Source organism: Bradyrhizobium sp. SZCCHNR1053 (assembly GCF_032381235.1).
Lineage (GTDB): Bacteria > Pseudomonadota > Alphaproteobacteria > Rhizobiales > Xanthobacteraceae > Bradyrhizobium.
This window is the reverse complement of sequence record NZ_JAUHJM010000011.1, coordinates 1-16,414: the sequence shown is the minus strand read 5'-3', so window position 1 is coordinate 16,414 and position 16,414 is coordinate 1. Positions and strand designations below refer to the sequence as shown.

16 protein-coding genes are annotated in these 16,414 nt (G+C 66.2%); 11 read left to right on the top strand and 5 right to left on the bottom strand.

Annotated features, from left to right (window positions below):
* The first annotated feature begins 5 nt into the window (after positions 1-5).
* Together QX051_RS22690 and QX051_RS22685 are read left to right on the top strand one after the other, a co-directional pair.
* Positions 6-641 (top strand): DUF1007 family protein, encoded by a 636-nt coding sequence (locus QX051_RS22690; protein ID WP_315759461.1) that lies wholly within the window; start codon positions 6-8, stop codon positions 639-641.
* Entirely contained in the window at positions 638-1,810 is a 1,173-nt protein-coding gene (locus tag QX051_RS22685) for a nickel/cobalt transporter (RefSeq protein WP_315777660.1), read from the top strand. Before QX051_RS22690 ends, QX051_RS22685 begins: the two co-directional genes overlap by 4 nt.
* A gap of 296 nt (positions 1,811-2,106) precedes the next feature.
* Here QX051_RS22685 and QX051_RS22680 read toward each other — a convergent pair whose 3' ends face one another.
* Positions 2,107-2,727 carry a TetR/AcrR family transcriptional regulator gene (locus QX051_RS22680; RefSeq protein WP_315777659.1) on the bottom strand — a complete coding sequence of 207 codons (621 nt, stop codon included), beginning with the start codon at positions 2,725-2,727 and terminating at the stop codon, positions 2,107-2,109.
* A 138-nt stretch (positions 2,728-2,865) separates the two neighbouring features.
* Between QX051_RS22680 and QX051_RS22675 the strand changes: the two genes are divergently transcribed.
* Together QX051_RS22675 and QX051_RS29505 are read left to right on the top strand one after the other, a co-directional pair.
* Positions 2,866-3,939 carry an NAD-dependent epimerase/dehydratase family protein gene (locus tag QX051_RS22675; RefSeq protein WP_315777658.1) on the top strand — a complete coding sequence of 358 codons (1,074 nt, stop codon included), beginning with the start codon at positions 2,866-2,868 and terminating at the stop codon, positions 3,937-3,939.
* Entirely contained in the window at positions 3,936-4,178 is a 243-nt protein-coding gene (locus QX051_RS29505) for an MBL fold metallo-hydrolase (protein ID WP_409998127.1), read from the top strand. Before QX051_RS22675 ends, QX051_RS29505 begins: the two co-directional genes overlap by 4 nt.
* Before the next feature lie 99 nt (positions 4,179-4,277).
* Here QX051_RS29505 and shc read toward each other — a convergent pair whose 3' ends face one another.
* Together shc and QX051_RS22660 are read right to left on the bottom strand one after the other, a co-directional pair.
* The gene (gene shc, locus QX051_RS22665) at positions 4,278-6,371 is read right to left on the bottom strand and encodes a squalene--hopene cyclase (RefSeq protein ID WP_315777657.1); all 2,094 of its coding nucleotides are present in this window, start codon (positions 6,369-6,371) and stop codon (positions 4,278-4,280) included.
* 213 nt (positions 6,372-6,584) lie between these two features.
* On the bottom strand, positions 6,585-6,992 hold the full coding sequence (locus QX051_RS22660; protein ID WP_315736460.1) for an MAPEG family protein: 408 nt from the start codon (positions 6,990-6,992) through the stop codon (positions 6,585-6,587).
* Between the two features lie 95 nt (positions 6,993-7,087).
* Between QX051_RS22660 and hemH the strand changes: the two genes are divergently transcribed.
* The 3 genes from hemH to QX051_RS22645 all read left to right on the top strand — a co-directional run bounded on the left by hemH (position 7,088) and on the right by QX051_RS22645 (position 9,812).
* Positions 7,088-8,140, top strand: a complete 1,053-nt coding sequence (gene hemH, locus QX051_RS22655; RefSeq protein ID WP_315777656.1) for a ferrochelatase — start codon at positions 7,088-7,090, stop codon at positions 8,138-8,140.
* 203 nt (positions 8,141-8,343) lie between these two features.
* A complete protein-coding gene (locus QX051_RS22650) occupies positions 8,344-9,348 on the top strand; it encodes an SPFH domain-containing protein (RefSeq protein WP_315716547.1) in 1,005 nt (334 codons plus the stop codon).
* A gap of 17 nt (positions 9,349-9,365) precedes the next feature.
* Positions 9,366-9,812: an NfeD family protein gene (locus QX051_RS22645; protein WP_315777655.1), complete on the top strand. Its 447-nt coding sequence runs from the start codon at positions 9,366-9,368 to the stop codon at positions 9,810-9,812.
* A 97-nt stretch (positions 9,813-9,909) separates the two neighbouring features.
* Here the strand turns inward: QX051_RS22645 and QX051_RS22640 are convergent, their stop codons facing one another.
* The gene (locus QX051_RS22640; RefSeq protein ID WP_409998126.1) at positions 9,910-11,628 is read right to left on the bottom strand and encodes an outer membrane beta-barrel protein; all 1,719 of its coding nucleotides are present in this window, start codon (positions 11,626-11,628) and stop codon (positions 9,910-9,912) included.
* 170 nt (positions 11,629-11,798) lie between these two features.
* Between QX051_RS22640 and QX051_RS22635 the strand changes: the two genes are divergently transcribed.
* Positions 11,799-12,800, top strand: coding sequence for a KpsF/GutQ family sugar-phosphate isomerase (locus tag QX051_RS22635; protein ID WP_315777653.1), 1,002 nt, complete (start codon positions 11,799-11,801; stop codon positions 12,798-12,800).
* Between the two features lie 51 nt (positions 12,801-12,851).
* Here the strand turns inward: QX051_RS22635 and QX051_RS22630 are convergent, their stop codons facing one another.
* On the bottom strand, positions 12,852-13,394 hold the full coding sequence (locus QX051_RS22630) for a carboxymuconolactone decarboxylase family protein (protein WP_315777652.1): 543 nt from the start codon (positions 13,392-13,394) through the stop codon (positions 12,852-12,854).
* A gap of 142 nt (positions 13,395-13,536) precedes the next feature.
* On the opposite strand from QX051_RS22630, the gene QX051_RS22625 reads away from it, so the two are divergent.
* The 3 genes from QX051_RS22625 to QX051_RS22615 all read left to right on the top strand — a co-directional run bounded on the left by QX051_RS22625 (position 13,537) and on the right by QX051_RS22615 (position 15,539).
* Positions 13,537-13,806: a winged helix-turn-helix transcriptional regulator gene (locus tag QX051_RS22625; protein ID WP_315716709.1), complete on the top strand. Its 270-nt coding sequence runs from the start codon at positions 13,537-13,539 to the stop codon at positions 13,804-13,806.
* Positions 13,807-13,893: 87 nt separating this feature from the next.
* Positions 13,894-14,709, top strand: coding sequence for an arylamine N-acetyltransferase (locus QX051_RS22620; RefSeq protein WP_315777651.1), 816 nt, complete (start codon positions 13,894-13,896; stop codon positions 14,707-14,709).
* A 14-nt stretch (positions 14,710-14,723) separates the two neighbouring features.
* Positions 14,724-15,539 (top strand): arylamine N-acetyltransferase family protein, encoded by an 816-nt coding sequence (locus QX051_RS22615; protein ID WP_315777650.1) that lies wholly within the window; start codon positions 14,724-14,726, stop codon positions 15,537-15,539.
* The last annotated feature ends 875 nt before the right edge of the window (positions 15,540-16,414 follow it).

Here is a 16,414-nt window from a genome sequence, read left to right as displayed (position 1 = left end):
AGAGGATGGCACTGGTCCGGTTCGTCCTCGCTGCGCTGACGCTCGTATTCGGCGCGAGCGCGGCGAACGCCCACCCGCATGTCTGGGTCACCGCGACCAGCGAGCTGCTCTATGCGGCCGATGGCTCGGTGACCGGCGTGCGCCACGCCTGGACCTTCGACGACATGTTCGCGACCTACGCGCTGCAGGGCCTCGAGACCAAGCAGAAGGGCGTCTACACCCGCGAGGAGCTGGCGCCGCTGGCGCAGACCAACGCCGAGTCGCTGAAGGAATATGCCTACTTCACCTTCCTCAAGGCCGACGGGCGCAAGCAGAAGCTCGAGGACCCCGTCGACTATTACCTCGAATACAAGGACACCAAGCTGACCCTGCACTTCACCCTGCCGCTGAAGGCGCCGGTGAAGACGAAGCAGCTCCAGGTCGAGGTCTACGATCCCAGCTATTTCATCGATTTCCAGATGGCGGAGAAGGATCCCGTCACGCTGGTCAGCGCTCCCTCGGGCTGCAAGTTCGGCCTGGTGAGACCGAGCGACGGCGGATCCGTCGCGCAGACCATGAACGAACAGACATTCCTGAGCGGCGGGGCGAACGCCAATTTCGGAATGAACTTCGCCAACAAGATCTCAGTGGAATGTCCATGACGCCTCGCCCCAGCTCCGCTCGACCGCTCCTGACCTGCGTCGCGATCCTCGTTGCGCTCATTTCCGCGCTCTTGGCCGCCGACGCCGCCTCGCATGCGCTGCTCGCCAAGCCGCCGTTCGGCGCACCGGCCGAGCCACAGGTCGGCGGCATCGTCGGCTGGCTGCTCGCCAAGCAGTCGGAGTTCTACCGCCAGATGTCGGGGGCGATCCGCTCGGCCAAGCAAGATGGCTCGGCGGTGTGGTGGCTGCTCGCGATCTCGTTTGCCTACGGCATCTTTCATGCTGCGGGCCCCGGCCACGGCAAGGCGGTGATCGCGTCCTATCTCGTCGCCAACCAGGAAACGGCGAAGCGCGGCATCGTGCTGTCGTTCGCCTCGGGCCTGATGCAGGCGCTGGTCGCGGTCGTCATCGTCGGCATCGGTGCGGTGGTGCTCAATGCCACCGCGGCCACGATGTGCAGCGCCGAAAAGGTGGTGGAGATCGCGAGCTACGGCCTGATCGCGCTGCTCGGCGCGCGCCTGGTCTGGGTCAAGGGCGCGGCGTTCCTGCGCACCTGGCAGCCGGCGGCGCCGGCTCTGGCGCTGGCCGGTGCGCCCGCGGCTGCCGTGGCGCCGTCAGCCCATGATCATGGCCACGCGCATGATCACCAGCATCGTGAGCATCACGGTCACGGTCACGATCACCATCATGACCACGACCACCACGGCCACGATCATCATCACCACGATCATGCGCATGCGGCGGCTCATGCCCACCACGATCACGTCCATGGCGATGATTGCGGTTGCGGCCATTCCCACGGGCCCGCGCCGAGCGAGCTCGCCGGTCCCGGCGGCTGGCAGCGCGGCTTTCAGGCGATCTTCGCCGCCGGCATCCGCCCGTGCTCGGGCGCGATCCTTGTTCTGGTGTTCGCCCTGGCCCAGGGCATGTTCTGGGCCGGCGTCGCCGCGACCTTCGTGATGGGCATGGGCACGGCGGTGACCGTCGCGACCATCGCTGTGCTCGCCGTCGCCGCCAAGGACGTCGCCCGCCGGCTCAGCGCCGGCCGCGAGGGCGGCGGCGCCCTGATCATGCGCGGCCTGGAATTCGGCGCCGCCGGTCTGGTACTGCTGTTCGGCGCGGGCTTGTTGCTGGGCTACATCGCGGCGGAACGCACGACCTGCTTCTGATCGGCGCGGGCTCCGCTCCTGGCCACGCCTTGGTCACTGCGTGCTGGATGCCCCGCATGCGCGAGGCATGACAGCGATGACGGTTGGCCGCGATCGCGCAGCAACAATTGTGTCGTCCCGGGCGAGCCACGAGCGCGCGATAGCGCGGTCGTGGCGCCGACTCGGGACCCATACCTTCCGCCGCGAGTTTTGATAGGCGATTGGAGGTAGTCCCCAGGGCAGAAGCCCACCTCGGCATTGTCAAAGGCCATAGAAGCCAGCGCCTGTTCGACACACGCCCCACGCGAGGGTCTGCTTTAAGTCAATTCGGCTCCGGCGCGGAAGCCGGCGCAAAGCGTGCGCACGACGTTGCGGGCCATTTTTTCGCTCGGCAGATTGGCCGCGACGGCGGCTGCCACATGAGCGGGGTGGACAAACACGGTGACTGCGTCGCGCACAACGCCCGCGGCAGCCTCGATATCATCAACTCGAATCTCGCGGCGCTTCTTTGCATCAGCCAGAATGCGGGCGATAAGAGCAGTCATTGCTCGTGAGTAAGCGGCGATGATGTCCGGCCGCTCGTCCACAATTCGGCGGTATAGGCCGTAAACCTCGGCATCCGCAGTGAACCGCTCCCGCTTGCGGGCATGCAGCGCGAGCACCATGCCCTCCAGACGCTCCGCGAAAGGTCCTTCCGCCTCGACGAAGCGGCTTGCCATCTCCTCCTCATCACGCATCGCCTCGACGACCAGGGCATCGAAAATGTCCGCCTTGGAGCGGAAGTGGCGATAGATCGTCGTGTGCGAAGTGCCGAGAGCGCGGGCGATGTCGACCACGTTGGTCTTGGCCTCACCATGGCGGCGCACTTGGGCGCGCGCGGTGTCGAGGATCTGCGCCCGAAACGAAGTTTCCTCGGTAGGAGAAGGGGTTGCGGGCATGGATGTCTTCGATTCCATCGTTCAGAAAGGATACTAGAACTCTCCGGTTCATGCAAACGAACATAATATGAAATATGTTCGTTGACTTTTGAACGGGGCGGCCACAAGGTTGGGTCATCCAGCTCAAGGAGGTTCGCCATGACTGCTCCCGCCACGCCATCCGACCAGCGCCGCGTCGCTCTCGTGACTGGTGGCTCCGGCTTTGTTGGCGGCCGCCTGATTACGCATCTCCTCGTGGGGGGATGGCAGGTGCGGGCGCTGGCCCGAAGCGCGGAGAGCGAGGCGCAAGTCAAGACACTCGGAGCAACGCCCGTACGCGGCGAACTCAACGACGAACAAGCGTTGCGAAAGGCGATGACAGGATGCGAGGTCGTGTTTCATGTCGCCGCGCACTTCAAGCTTTGGGGCAACCAGGAGATTTTCGACCGGATCAACGTCGAGGGCACGCGCGCCGTCGTGAACGCGGCCGCAGCGACGGCGAGCGTGCGCCGCCTGGTTGCGGTGAGCGCTGCGGCCGTGGTCATGGGCGATCCCGAACCGATGTTGAATGTCGACGAGAGCCTGCCGCTGCAGGTCCGTGCCTTCTCGCCCTACGGATCTTCGAAGGCCGAAGGCGAGCGCGTGTTGCTGGCAGCTAATGGCATGCGTCCCGGCCTGGAGACCATCGCGCTGCGGCCGCCATTTATCTGGGGAGGCAAAATGCCAACTCTCGATCACATGGTAGAGACCGTGAACGCAGGCCGGTGGCGGTGGGTCGCTGGAGGCACGCAGGCCATGTCGAGCTGCCATGTCGATAATTTGTGCGACGCGCTGATTCTCGCCGCAGATCGAGGCCGGGGGGGCGAAGCGTATTTCATCGCCGATGCCGAGCAGAGCACCTTGAAAAGCTTCATCTCGTCTCTGCTTGCCACTCGTGGGATAACTGCTGCGGACAAGTCCGTTCGTTTCGGAATAGCCTGGACCATGGCCGGCCTCATGGGGGCAGCGTGGCGTGCAATGCGCCTCAAGGGCGAGCCGCCGATCACGCGCCAGATGCTGCGCCTTATCGGCAAGCCGTTCACTATCAGCACCCGCAAGGCTCAGACCGAGCTGGGCTATGCGCCCCGGATCACCATGGACGAAGGGTTGGCCGCGATGCGGCAGCCTGAGTCCAAGCTCGCCAGTTCGTCCGCCCATCGGGGCGAACGTCGCGCGAGCGTCGTCTCTGTATGATTGAGGCGCCGGGTGGGGGTATCTACTTCGTAGGCGACACGGGCTTCGGTGACGGAAGCACCTTCAGAGAGGTGGCCCGGGCGCATCCGCAGTTGCGGTTGGCATTGCTGCCCGTGGGCGCCTACGCGCCGCGCTGGTTCATGAAAGACCAACACATGAACCCGGCCGAGGCGGTCGAAGCGTTCCGGCTGTGCGGCGCGCGGCAAGCGGTTGGTCATCACTGGGGTACGTTCGTCTGACCGACGAAGGTTACGATGAATCTCCCAGAGAATTGGCTTCAGCGCTTCGACGCGCCGGGCTGGCACGATCGTTCGTAACGCTCATGCCAGGCTCCATCGTCAACGAGGCCGGGACGGCGGCGAAGGCGTAGCTGCAGTGTTGCCATGCCCCTGCGGCCGCAGCGCGCGGCCCAAGGCCATCAGTGGGAAGTAGTGACGGTACATGCCGTAGCGGAGCATGAAGGCGCGGGACAGCTCCGGGCCCTGCATCAGCCGCTCCTGCAAAGAGGGATCGGTCAGCTTAATGGTCTGGCCGACGCCATAGCCGGGGAAGCCGGTGCCGGTGAATTCCGGCTCGTCCCAGGTGCCGGCCGACTGGCGCTCGACCAGCCACATGCAGCCGCGCTCGATCGCCTCCTTGTCCTCAGGGCGGTTGACGGCGAGCAGCGCCATCAGCGCCCAGGCGGTCTGCGACGCCGTGGTGGTGCCGCGGCCGACCGCGCTGACATCCATGTAGGAGGCGCAGCTTTCGCCCCAGCCGCCGTCCGGCTGCTGATGCGCGACGAGCCAGTCGCAAGCGCGGCCGATATAGGGTTGCGTCATGTCCTCGCCGATCGCGGCCAGCGCCGGCAGCACCGCGCCGGTGCCGTAGACGTAGTTGACGCCCCAGCGGCCGAACCACGGGCCGCTCGGCTCCTGCTCCCGTCGGATGTAGTCGAGCGCGCGCACCATGGCCGGATGATTGCGCGAGATGCCGAGCTTGCCGAAAGCCTCGACGATGTGGGCGGTGACGTCGACCGACTGGGGATCGAGCGCCTCGCCGTAGTCGCAGAACGGAATCTTGGTCAGGATCTGCTGGTTGTTGTCCTTGTCGAAGGCGCCCCAGCCGCCGCCCTGGCTCTGCATGCCGATCAGCCAGTCGACGCCGAGCTGGATGGACTCGTCGATGCCCTTGGCCTGCCATTTGGGATTATGGCGCAGCGGCGCCAGCGCGATCAGCGCCACGGCGGTGTCGTCCGTGTCGGGATAGTAGTTGTTGGCGTATTCGAACGCCCAGCCGCCGGGCTTGACGTGCGGCAGCTTCATCGACCAGTCGCCGGGCACGCGGACCTGGCGGTCGAGCACCCAATTGACCGCCTTGTCGACGGCTTCGGGGTAGTCGCCGAGCACGCCGGCATCGTCGAAGGCGAGCAGGGTCAGGATCGTGTCCCACACCGGGCTGTTGGTGGCCTGGATGTAGGTGGCGTCGCCGACATCGACCCGCCAGCCGGGATCGTTCAGGGCATCGAGGCCCTTGGCGAGAACGGGGTGATTGAGCGGATAGCCCTCGGCGTAGAGCGCCATCAGGCCGTAGATCCAGGGCGGCTGGATGCCGCCCCAGGCGCCGTCGAAATCCTGGTGGCGGATCATCCATTCCAGCACGCGGCTGGTGGCCGCGGGCCGGAACAGGCCGAGATTGAGCTTGTTGCCGAGGTTCTGCAGGGCATGCAGCACCTTGTCGGCGCCGCGGAAGAACTTGTCCCAGCCGCCGGCATTGGCCTTCACCGGCAGCTCGTAGTCGAACGCGTTGCGCCCATGCGGAAACAGCGCGTCCAGCCGGTTCTCGGGCGGCAGCGGCCGGCTCGGCCGCCGCGCCGACAGCACCGCGATCGGCATCAGGGTGGCGCGCGCCCATTGCGCGAAGTTGTAGATCGAGAACGGAAACCAGAGCGGAAACCAGATCACCTCGGGCGGGATGTTGGGGGTCTTCTCCCACGGCCATTCGCCGATCAGCGCCAGCCAATAGCGCGTGAAGACGCGAATGTTGCGCAAGCCCCCCTTGGCCTCGATCCATTCGCGGGCGCGGCGCACCGGCGGCTCGTCGTCGCGGAAGCCGAGCGAGCGCAGCGCGGCATAGGCCTCGACGGTCGCGTTGATGTCACCATTGGGGGCGCCGAAATAGACCTGCCAGGCGCCGTCCGGGCGCTGGCTGTCGAGCAGCGACTGGCCCAGGCGCTTGCGCAGCGGATGCTCCTCGAGCCCCATGAACCACAGCGCCAGGCACCATTGCGCCTCCATGCAGGCGTTGGATTCGGCGCGGCCGACCCAATGACCGTCGGGCTTCTGGTTGGCGATCAGCCAGTCCGCTGCCGCCCGCACCGTCGATTGCAGGGCGGTCTGGTAATTTCCCGGGTCGCGCGGCGCGCGCGCGGGGGCCGAGCTGGTCAAAGTCATCACGATCCCTCTGGCGGCCTCACAGTGCCGCTGCGGCAGTCGAATTCACTCCGCCCTATAGGGAATTTCGCCGTCAAATCCAATCAACTGGCCGCAGCGGACCGGATCAAAGGAGAAACGAAAGGCGTACAGACGGAGCCCCCATGGCCGTTGTGGTTAGCATCCCGGCGGACACGGCGATGTGACGCGTCTCACGTCCGGAAACCGGCCCACTCAAACCGGCAGGTATTGGCGCAGCAGGGGCAGGAAGAAGATCGCGACGGTGATCAGAAACCCGATCGCCCACAGGATCGAGCGCAGCGACGGCCGGTTGCCGACGTAAGTCAGCACATAGGCGGTGCGCACGATCACGAACAGCACCGACAGCTCGTTGATCAAGTTCTGCGGCGCGCCGCGGAACTCGGCCAGCAGCACCGCCGCGGCAAAGAACGGGAACGCCTCGATGCCGTTCTGATGGGCGCCCAGCGCCCGCTCGCGGATGCCGCCGGCATAGAAGGCGGGATCTCGTGGCCGGGCGTTGTCATAGCGCCCGGCACCGTCGACGCTGATCCATTTCGCCGGCAGGATCGTTAAGAGGTAGAGCATCACGCTGGCGAAAATGCACAATTCGGCAATCGTCATGGCTCCTCCAGTCCGATGACATCGGTGAAATGGCCCTTATCTTGACAACGTCGAAACAAGCCGCCAAGCCACGCCCTTCAGCAGTCACGGGCATCATGACCGCCGCCATCTCTCTGGACAATGCCAGGCCTGTCGACGTCAGGCCGTTGCCGGCCGCGAGCACGTCACGTGTCGGCGTGCTGCTGGTCAATCTCGGGACGCCGGATACGGCGGACGCCGCCGGCGTGCGGGTGTATCTGAAGGAGTTCCTGTCCGACCGCCGCGTCATCGAGGACCAGGGCCTGTTGTGGAAGATCATCCTCAACGGGATCATCCTCAATGTCCGGCCGCGCAAGAAGGCGAAAGACTACCAGTCGATCTGGAACACCGAGAAGAACGAATCGCCGCTGAAGACGATCACGCGCGCGCAGAGCGAGAAGCTCGCCGCCAGCATCGCCGATCGCAGCCACGTCATCGTCGACTGGGCAATGCGCTACGGCAATCCGTCGATCAAGGCCGGCGTCGATGGTCTCATGGCCAAGGGCTGCGACCGCATCCTGGTGGTGCCGCTCTATCCGCAATATTCAGCCGCGACCTCGGCGACCGTGTGCGACGAGGCGTTCCGCGTGCTGACCGAGCTGCGCGCGCAGCCGACGCTGCGGGTGACGCCGCCTTACTACAACGACGACTTCTACATCGAGGCGCTGGCGGTCTCGATCGAGGATCATCTGAAGACGCTGGCGTACAAGCCCGAGCTGATCGTGGCCTCGTTCCACGGCATGCCGAAGGAATATGTCGACAAGGGCGATCCCTATCGCGAGCAGTGCGTCGCGACCACCGAGCTGCTGCGCAGGCGGCTCGGCATGGACGACACCAAGCTGCTGCTGACCTTCCAGTCGCGCTTCGGCTTCTCGGAGTGGCTGCAACCTTATACCGACAAGACCATCGAGAAGCTCGCCAAGGACGGCGTCAAGCGCATCGCCGTGGTGATGCCGGGCTTCTCCGCCGACTGCCTGGAGACGCTGGAGGAGATCTCCGGCGAGAATTGCGAGATCTTCAAGCACAATGGCGGCGAGGAATTCTCCGCCGTGCCGTGCCTGAACGACAGCGCGCCCGGCATGGAGGTGCTGCGGCAGCTGGTGCTGCGCGAGCTGCAGGGCTGGTTGTAAAGGGCTGGCTCTGAGCCGTCGGTGGTATTGCCGGCCCGCTAGGTGAGCCGCCCGCCGGCGCAAGTCGGACGACCGTCCGCGCCTCGAAAATACTTTCCTGAACCGCCCCTAGCGGATCCCCGACAAAATCATGCAGTAATCCCTAGATTGTGATGGCTGCAGAGGCTGGTGAGGGGACGATCGTCTCCTCCCTTGGAGGATCCATGAGCGGTTTCGACATTTTCGCCATAGCGCTGGTGCTGCTGGTCATCTTCACGTTGTATTCCGGCGTGAAGACCGTGCCACAGGGGTTCGACTGGACCGTCGAGCGGTTCGGCAAATACACCCGCACCTTGTCGCCGGGCCTCAACATCATCGTGCCCTTCTTCGATCGCATCGGGCGCAAGATCAACATGATGGAGCAGGTGATCGACATCCCCGAGCAGGAGGTCATCACCAAGGACAACGCCACCGTGACGGTCGACGGCGTCGCCTTCTACCAGGTGTTCGACGCCGCCAAGGCGAGCTACGAGGTGTCGAACCTCAACCAGGCGATCGTCACGCTGACCATGACCAACATCCGCTCGGTGATGGGCGCGATGGATCTCGACCAGGTGCTGTCGCATCGCGACGAGATCAACGAGCGGCTGCTGCGCGTCGTCGACGCCGCGGTGTCGCCGTGGGGCCTCAAGGTCAACCGCATCGAGATCAAGGACATCGTGCCGCCGGCCGACCTGGTCGAGGCGATGGGCCGGCAGATGAAGGCCGAGCGCGTCAAGCGCGCCGACATCCTGCAGGCCGAGGGCCAGCGGCAGTCGGAGATCCTGCGCGCGGAGGGCGCCAAGCAGAGCCAGATCCTGCAGGCCGAGGGCCGCCGCGAGTCGGCCTTCCTCGATGCCCAGGCGCGCGAGCGCGCCGCGGAGGCCGAGGCCAAGGCGACGCAGATGGTGTCGGACGCGATCTCCAAGGGCGACGTCGCCGCGCTCAACTACTTCATCGCCGACAAATACATCAAGGCGTTCGGCCAGCTCGCCGACTCGCCGAACCAGAAGGTGATCATGCTGCCGCTGGAGGCAACGGGCATGCTGGCCTCGCTCGCCGGCATCGGTGAGATCGCCAAGGCGACGTTCGGCGAGAGCGCGGCTTCGGCCGTGGCAGCCGCGCGCCGCGGCGGCTCGGTGCCGTCAGCGGGGACGGCGCCGAAACCGCCGACGCCGCCGCAGGCTTGACGCAGGGGAGGACACTGATGAGCGACATGTTCGTGACGCTCGGCACCTGGAACTGGCTGATCTTCGGCATCATCCTGATGGCGCTGGAGCTGCTCGCGCCGGGCATCTTCCTGTTCTGGCTCGGCCTCGCGGCGCTGCTGGTCGGGCTGCTGTCGTTTGCGTTTGCGCCGGGATGGCAACTGCAGATCCTGCTGTTCGGGCTGTTTTCGATCGCCGCCGTGCCGCTGTGGCGGCGCCTCGCGCGGGCCAGCGCGGAGCCGGCCGGCGACAATCCCTTCCTCAACCGCCGCTCGGCGGCCCTGGTCGGCCGCGAGTTCACCTTGGAGAAGCCGATCGTCGGCGGCAATGGCACCGTCCGCATCGACGACACGGTGTGGCGCGTCGCCGGCCCGGATACGCCGGCCGGCAGCCGCGTCCGCATCGTGCAGGCCGACGGCGCCCAGCTCACGGTGGCCGCGGCGTAGTCCTGCGGGCAACGAGCGAAGCAATCCGGAGTCGTTTCCAAAGCCCTGGATTGCTTCGTCGCTTCGCTCCTCGCAATGACGCCGGTGAGAGCAGGGCTCAGTTCTGCAACCGCACGCCCAGCATCACGACCGTGCCGGAAGAACCGGCGCCGGTGATGTTCGAATCCAGCTTGTCGTAGCGCAGCGTGCCCTTGACCCAGACGTTCCGCGACATCTTGTAGACGAGGTTGCCTTCGGCCGAATAGGTGCGGTCGCTGCGGCCGTAGCCCTGATAGTCGAGCGTGCCGAGGCTGAACTTGCCGATGCCGGTCAGCCAGCGCCGGAAGTCGTGGTCGACCTGCACCGTGTAGGTGCGCACCAGCACGCCGGAGGCGCCGGCCACCGTGGTCTCTGCGAGCTGCGTGTCGGAGAGAAAGCGCGCGGTGGTCAGCGGCGTCGCCGACCACACCAGCGAGGCCGTGGTGAGGAAGCCCTGCAGCCGGTTCAGCCGCGGGTCGACATAGCTGCGCGTGGCATAGCCGAGCGAAACCTCGCCGGTCACAAGCCGGGTGAACTCGAACGAGGTGCCGGCCTTGGCGTAGCCGCCCGAGGAGTCGCGCTGATAGCCGGAACGGTCGACCCGCTGGTCGTGCACGCGGCTGTCGCCCTGCACCTCCGCGAACGGCTTCAGGCCGGGCATGACCTCGTAGGACACCCGGCCGATGCCGCCGAACTGGTTGTAGTTGCGGTCGTCGTTCGACGTCATCGTGCCGTCGGTCAGCTTGCTCTGCTGATAGCTGGTGCGGTCGGCGGTGGCGCCCGCCGAAATCTGCAGTCGGTTGAAGCGCTGGTCGATGCCGACGGTGGTGCCGAGCGTGGTGTAGACCGGATAGCGCGCCAATCCGGCCTGCACGCTGGGACTGCCGGGATTGTCGGTCGCGGCACGCAGCCGCAGCTGGGCGCCGACCGAGGTGTCGCGGCTGACGTCGAGGCGGCCGTCGACATGGCCGGTGAAGTCGGGGCGGTCGAGCGTGGTCGGCGCCGAATTGATGCCGCCATCCATGATAGCCGGCAGGGTGCTGCCATAGCCGGTGAAGGAGCCCCGCAGGTCGGCGACGAGGGCGTGACGCTCCCAGTTCGACACCGCCAAAAATTCCGGCGCGATCATCCAAGCCGGCATGCCGCGCGGCCTGGCGAGGCGGGCCGGGTTGCTGTCATACCCGGCCGAGAGCTCCACCGCGCCCTTGATCAGGAACGGGCCGGCGTAATCGCCGACTGCGCCGAACGGGTCGTCGTCGATCTTGAGACGCTTGCGCGGCGGCTGGCCGGGCACGGTGCCCGCCATGGCGGCCGGGACCGGCTGCCTGTTGGCTGTGGCCGACGGCGGCAAAGTCGGACGCAACTGCCCGGTCAGCTCGCCGGAAGGTCGCGTGCCGGGGCCCGGCGGTGGCTTGGGCCGCGCCTGGGCGGGATAGTATTTCGGCTTCTTCCGATTGCGGTTCAGCGAATCATAGCCGAATTCGGCAGCGCCGCTCGCCGCGGGCACACCGGGCAGGGGAACCAGATTTCGTCGTGCGGCCGAGTTGGTCGGCGCAGGCGTCGCGGGCAGCCCTGGCGTCGGTACGGCATCGGTCAGGCCGCTGACCACGGTCCGCCGCAGCGGGGAGTCCTGCGGGGCGAGGAAGCCGTCGCGCACCGGCCGGAACGCGTCGATGGTCTGGGAATGGGCCGCATCGGGGCCGAGCGCGCGGAGCAGCAGGCATGCGGCGGAGGCGCCGCGCCACATCGCGCGCCTTATCGCGCGTCCTGCGCGGCCGCTGTCAGGCCTCCATCCCACGATGAAAAATACTCCAACAAAATCAATTGCGTCGTCGGGACACCCGCGCCGCCGGCAAACCGCCTCGTTAAGGGAGTAAAAACAAATATGGTTAATGGGCTGTTGATGGCGCCTTGCTGCCTTACCCATGCTAAAGAGCGGCGCCTGACTGTTCAGCCTTGGAAGTCCGTATGCCGAGATCGAAGCCGTTGCCCGAAGCCGCTCCCGCAAACGCAGATATCCAGTCGGCGCTGCGCACGCTCGACGCCGGCAGCAATGGCATTGCCGCGATCTCCGCTGCACTGCGCGGTCCTCTGGGGCCGGCCTTCGCCGCCGCCGTCGAGCTGATCCGCCAGGCCAAGGGCCGAGCGATCCTCACCGGTCTCGGCAAGTCCGGCCACGTCGCCCGCAAGATGGCCGCGACCCTCGCCTCGACCGGAACGCCCGCCTTCTTCGTCCATTCCGCCGAGGCCGGCCATGGCGATCTCGGCATGATCACCTCCGACGACGTCGTCATCGCGCTGTCGTGGTCCGGCGAGCAGCCGGAGATGAAGACGCTGGTGAACTACACCAAGCGCTTCGCGATCCCGCTGATCGCGATCACCTCCAACGCGCAATCGTCGCTGGGGCAGGCGGCGCGCATCGTGCTGGAGCTGCCGAAGGCGCGCGAGGCCTGTCCGCACAATCTGGCGCCGACCACCTCGACGCTGATGCAGGCGGCGATCGGCGATGCGCTCGCGATCGCGCTGTTGGAAGGCCGCGGCTTCACCGCGCTCGAATTCGCCAATTTCCATCCGGGCGGCAAGCTCGGCGCCATGCTCAAGCACATCTCGGACCTGATGCGCTCGGGCGACGCGGTGCCGCTGAAGCCGCTGGGCACGGGCATGCCGGATGCGCTGGCCGAGATGTCGGCCAAGGGACTCGGCTGCGTCGTCATCGTCGATGCTCGCGGCCACGTCGCCGGCATCATCACCGACGGCGACCTCCGGCGGAAGATGCGTGCCGATCTGTTGTCCGCATCGGTCGACGAGATCATGACCGCGAACCCGCGCACCGTGCGCCGCGAGGCGCTGGCCTCCGAGGCGCTGGAGATCCTGAACTCCGCCAAGATCACCACGCTGATCGTCACCGACGGCGCCAAGCCGGTCGGCATCCTGCACATGCACGATCTGCTGCGGGCAGGGGTGGCCTAGCTCGAAGCGTCGTTTGCGGGCGCCCGGCTCCGGCGCGCTTGGGAAGACCGGTCAGCCTGCGTTGAATCGTGCCGCATCGGCCTCCAGCGGCAGCTGCAGTGCGTTCGCGACATACGACACGGTGCGATAGAAGCCGCACAGCAGGATGATTTCCAGCACCTGATCCTCATCGTGATGCAGGCGGAGGCGGGTGAATTCGTCCTCGCTCAAGGTCGACCGCTGGTGCAAGGCATCGACCGCAGCGATCAGGGCCTGTTCGGGGGGCGACCAGCACGCCGCGTCGGCCGGCGCATTCACGGTGGCGTCGATCTGTTGCGCCGTCAGGCCGGCGTCTGTGCCGAAGATGCGGACGTGCACGCCCCATTCGTACTCGCACGCATTCAGCGCGCAGGTCCGATCGATGACGATTTCGCGCTGACGCAGGGACAGCGGGCCGCGGTCGAGCAGGCTGCCGCCGCGAAATTTGGTCCAGGCGCGCGCATGGCCGGCCATCACCCGGAACAGCATCAAGGGCGGCGCCCCGCGCATGATCTGGTCGAATTGCGCCTGGATGTCGGCCGGGTAGGGCGGCTGCAGCGGGGCGATCCGGGGCATGGCGGTTCCTCCTGTGAGGCGCTACATTTACTGTAGCAGTATGCTACGCTTTCCGTAGCGCTTGGCAAGCTGTTGGAGAGTTTTCGTGCCGAAAGACGTTCAACCGCGCCGGGTGCGCGGCTCGCGCTCGGGCCGGCCGGTCATGGCGCTGCTCGATCTGTTGGGCCGGCGCTGGTGCCTGCGCATCGTCTGGGAGCTGCGCGACGACGCCCTGACCTCCCGGGCGCTGCGCGCGGCCTGCGACGAGGCCTCGCCGACCGTGTTGCAGGCGCGGCTGGACGAGCTGCGCGAGGCGGGCTTCATCGTGCTTGGCGACAGCGGCTACGAGCTGACGCCATTGGGGCGCGAGCTGTTGGAGACCTTCCTGCCGCTGCATCGTTTTGCCGAGCGCTGGAGCCGGCAGACGGGATGAGCCGAGCTTGGGCACGTGCGCGGTCCCGGTCTGGCCGGGCACGGCGGCGTCGTGCTATGGGCTCGCCCGAGACAGGGAGCAGAGCCGATGCCGGGCGCATTCGATCTGGATAAATATCTCGTGCGCATCGGCTATCGCGGGCCGCTGGCGCCGACGCTCGAAACGCTTGCCGGATTGCAGGCGGCGCACGTCGATGCGATCGCGTTCGAGGGCCTGGATCCGCTGCTCGGCCGTCCCGTGAACATCGATCTCGCCTCGGTCCAGGCCAAGATCGTCGACGGCCGTCGCGGCGGCTATTGTTTCGAGCAGAATGCGCTGCTGAAGGCGGCGCTGGAGGCGATCGGCTTTGCGGTGACGCCGCTCTCGGCGCGGGTGCGCTGGCGGCTCGATGCCGACGCGCCGCTGACGCCGCGCACGCACATGATGCTGAAGGTGGACCTGCCGGAGGGGCCTCATCTCGCCGATGTCGGTTTCGGCTCCTGCCTGCTCGATACGCCGTTGCAGATGGTTGCCGACATCGAGCAGCCGACTGCCATGGGCACGTTTCGCCTGACGCTCTCCGATGGGCTCTATTGGCTCGCGGCGAAGCAGCCCGCCGGCTGGCGCACGATGTACGTCTTCGACCTCGCGCCGCAGATCCACGCCGACTACGTGCTCGGCAACTGGTTCACCTCGACCAGCCCGTTGACGCCGTTCACCTCGATGCTGATCCTGGAGCGGTTGACGCGTGAGGCGCGCTACAAGCTGGTCAATCGCCGCCTGGTCATCGAGGCGCGTGATGGCGTGGTGCGGAGCGAACGGATCATCGAAACGCCCGATGCGCTGCGCAGCGTCATCGAGGAGGTGTTCGGCGTCACGCTTCCGGTGCCCGTCGAGGTGATCTGGAAGCGCATCGAGAGCTGACGGAAGGCATGACGATGGCCGGTGAGCTTCAACTGGATTCCTATCTCGCCCGCATCGACCATCGCGAGCCGCTCGCGCCCGACCTGTCGACGCTCGCAGCGCTGCAGGCCGCGCATGTCGACGCGCTGCCGTTCGAGGCGCTCGATCCGCTGATGGGCCGTCCCGTCCATGTCGACCTGCCGTCGGTGCAACAGAAGCTCGTGCTCAGCCGCCGCGGCGGCTACTGCTTCGAGCAGAACGTGCTGTTCCAGGCGGTGCTGGAAGCGGTCGGCTTTGAGGTCAGCGGCCTGACGGGGCGCGTGCGCTGGCGCTCGGCGCCGACCGATTCGCTCGGGCCGCGCCAGCACATGATGCTGATGGTCAAGGTCGACGGCTATCCGCATCTCGTCGATGTCGGCTTCGGCATCTGCATGATGGATGCGCCCATTCGTCTCGAAGTTGGCTCCGAGCAGCAGACGCCGATGGGAACGTTTCGCATCGGCACGTGGGACGGGCTCTATACGGTCAGCGCGAAGCAGCCGACGGGCTGGCGCATGATGTATGCGTTCGACCTCGTGCCGCAGATCCATGCCGATTATGTGCTCGGCAGCTGGTATACGTCGACCAGCCCGAACGTGCCGGCCACGCATACGCTGATGATGGAGCGTGTCGAGCCCGGCGTGCGTCACAAGCTGGTCAGCCGCCGCTATCAGCGGCAGGCGCGCGACGGAGACGTGATCGAGGAGCGGATCATCGAGAGCGCCGACGAGCTCGGCCGGCTCATCGACGACATCTTCCGTGTGACGCCTCCCGTGCCAATCGAAGACATCTGGGCGCGGACGTCGAGCTGAGCTCCGGACGACCGTGTCGTGGATGATGTTCGATTCTCGAACGTGCTTCGCAATCGATCGAGCTGGCAACAGTCGATACGAAGCTTTTTCGCGTGTTGCGCGGCATTTGAAGGGAATGCCGGCGTCCGCATTGGGCTTATCTTAAGAGTCGCACCCTTAGGTTGCGGGAACCCAAGGGGGCTCGCGGCGTCCGGCCGTCGAACAAGGGGGATCGCCCAGCATGACTGACATCGTGATGCACGCGACGCGATTAATCCTGCCGCGGACGTCGGAGCAGGACTGTCACCGCCGCACACGGCCTCACCCTTCCTGACATCAGAGCCGCGCGACGCGGCTCATCCGAGCTGGCCTGACGGCCAGGACGGGTGGGGGCTTCACGGTTGAAACGTCGACCCTGACGCTTCGACGCTCATCCGATCGATCATGCGGCCACGGCCTGACCTGCCACTTCAGGCCGAGCGGCGACTCATGTCGACGAAGCCCCCACCCCTTTTTCTGTTAGCGAGTTGGAGTCTGCTACTCACACCGAAGGCGGTGAACTCCCCTCCCCCTTGCGGGGAGGGGGTGGGGGTCCGCGAGTCGCGCTCTATATGAAAGCTGAGCGATAGGTCCGCGGGCGGGTGCCACCGCGTTATTGCGAGCCAAGAAATCCAGAGTCATTTCCTAGGTCCTGGATTGCTGCGTCGCTTCGCTCCTCGCAATGACGGGAGGGGGGGTGGACGAAGAGCGTCCGGCGAGAGCTGCAACCGCATCAAGCGCATTTGACGCGCTGGCGAACGCAACGAAATTCAGCGTCTGTGACCGACCGGGTTGATCCCTGACATTTTGGACCGGGCTGATCCCTGACACTATTCGATCACTGCTGTGTTGTCTCC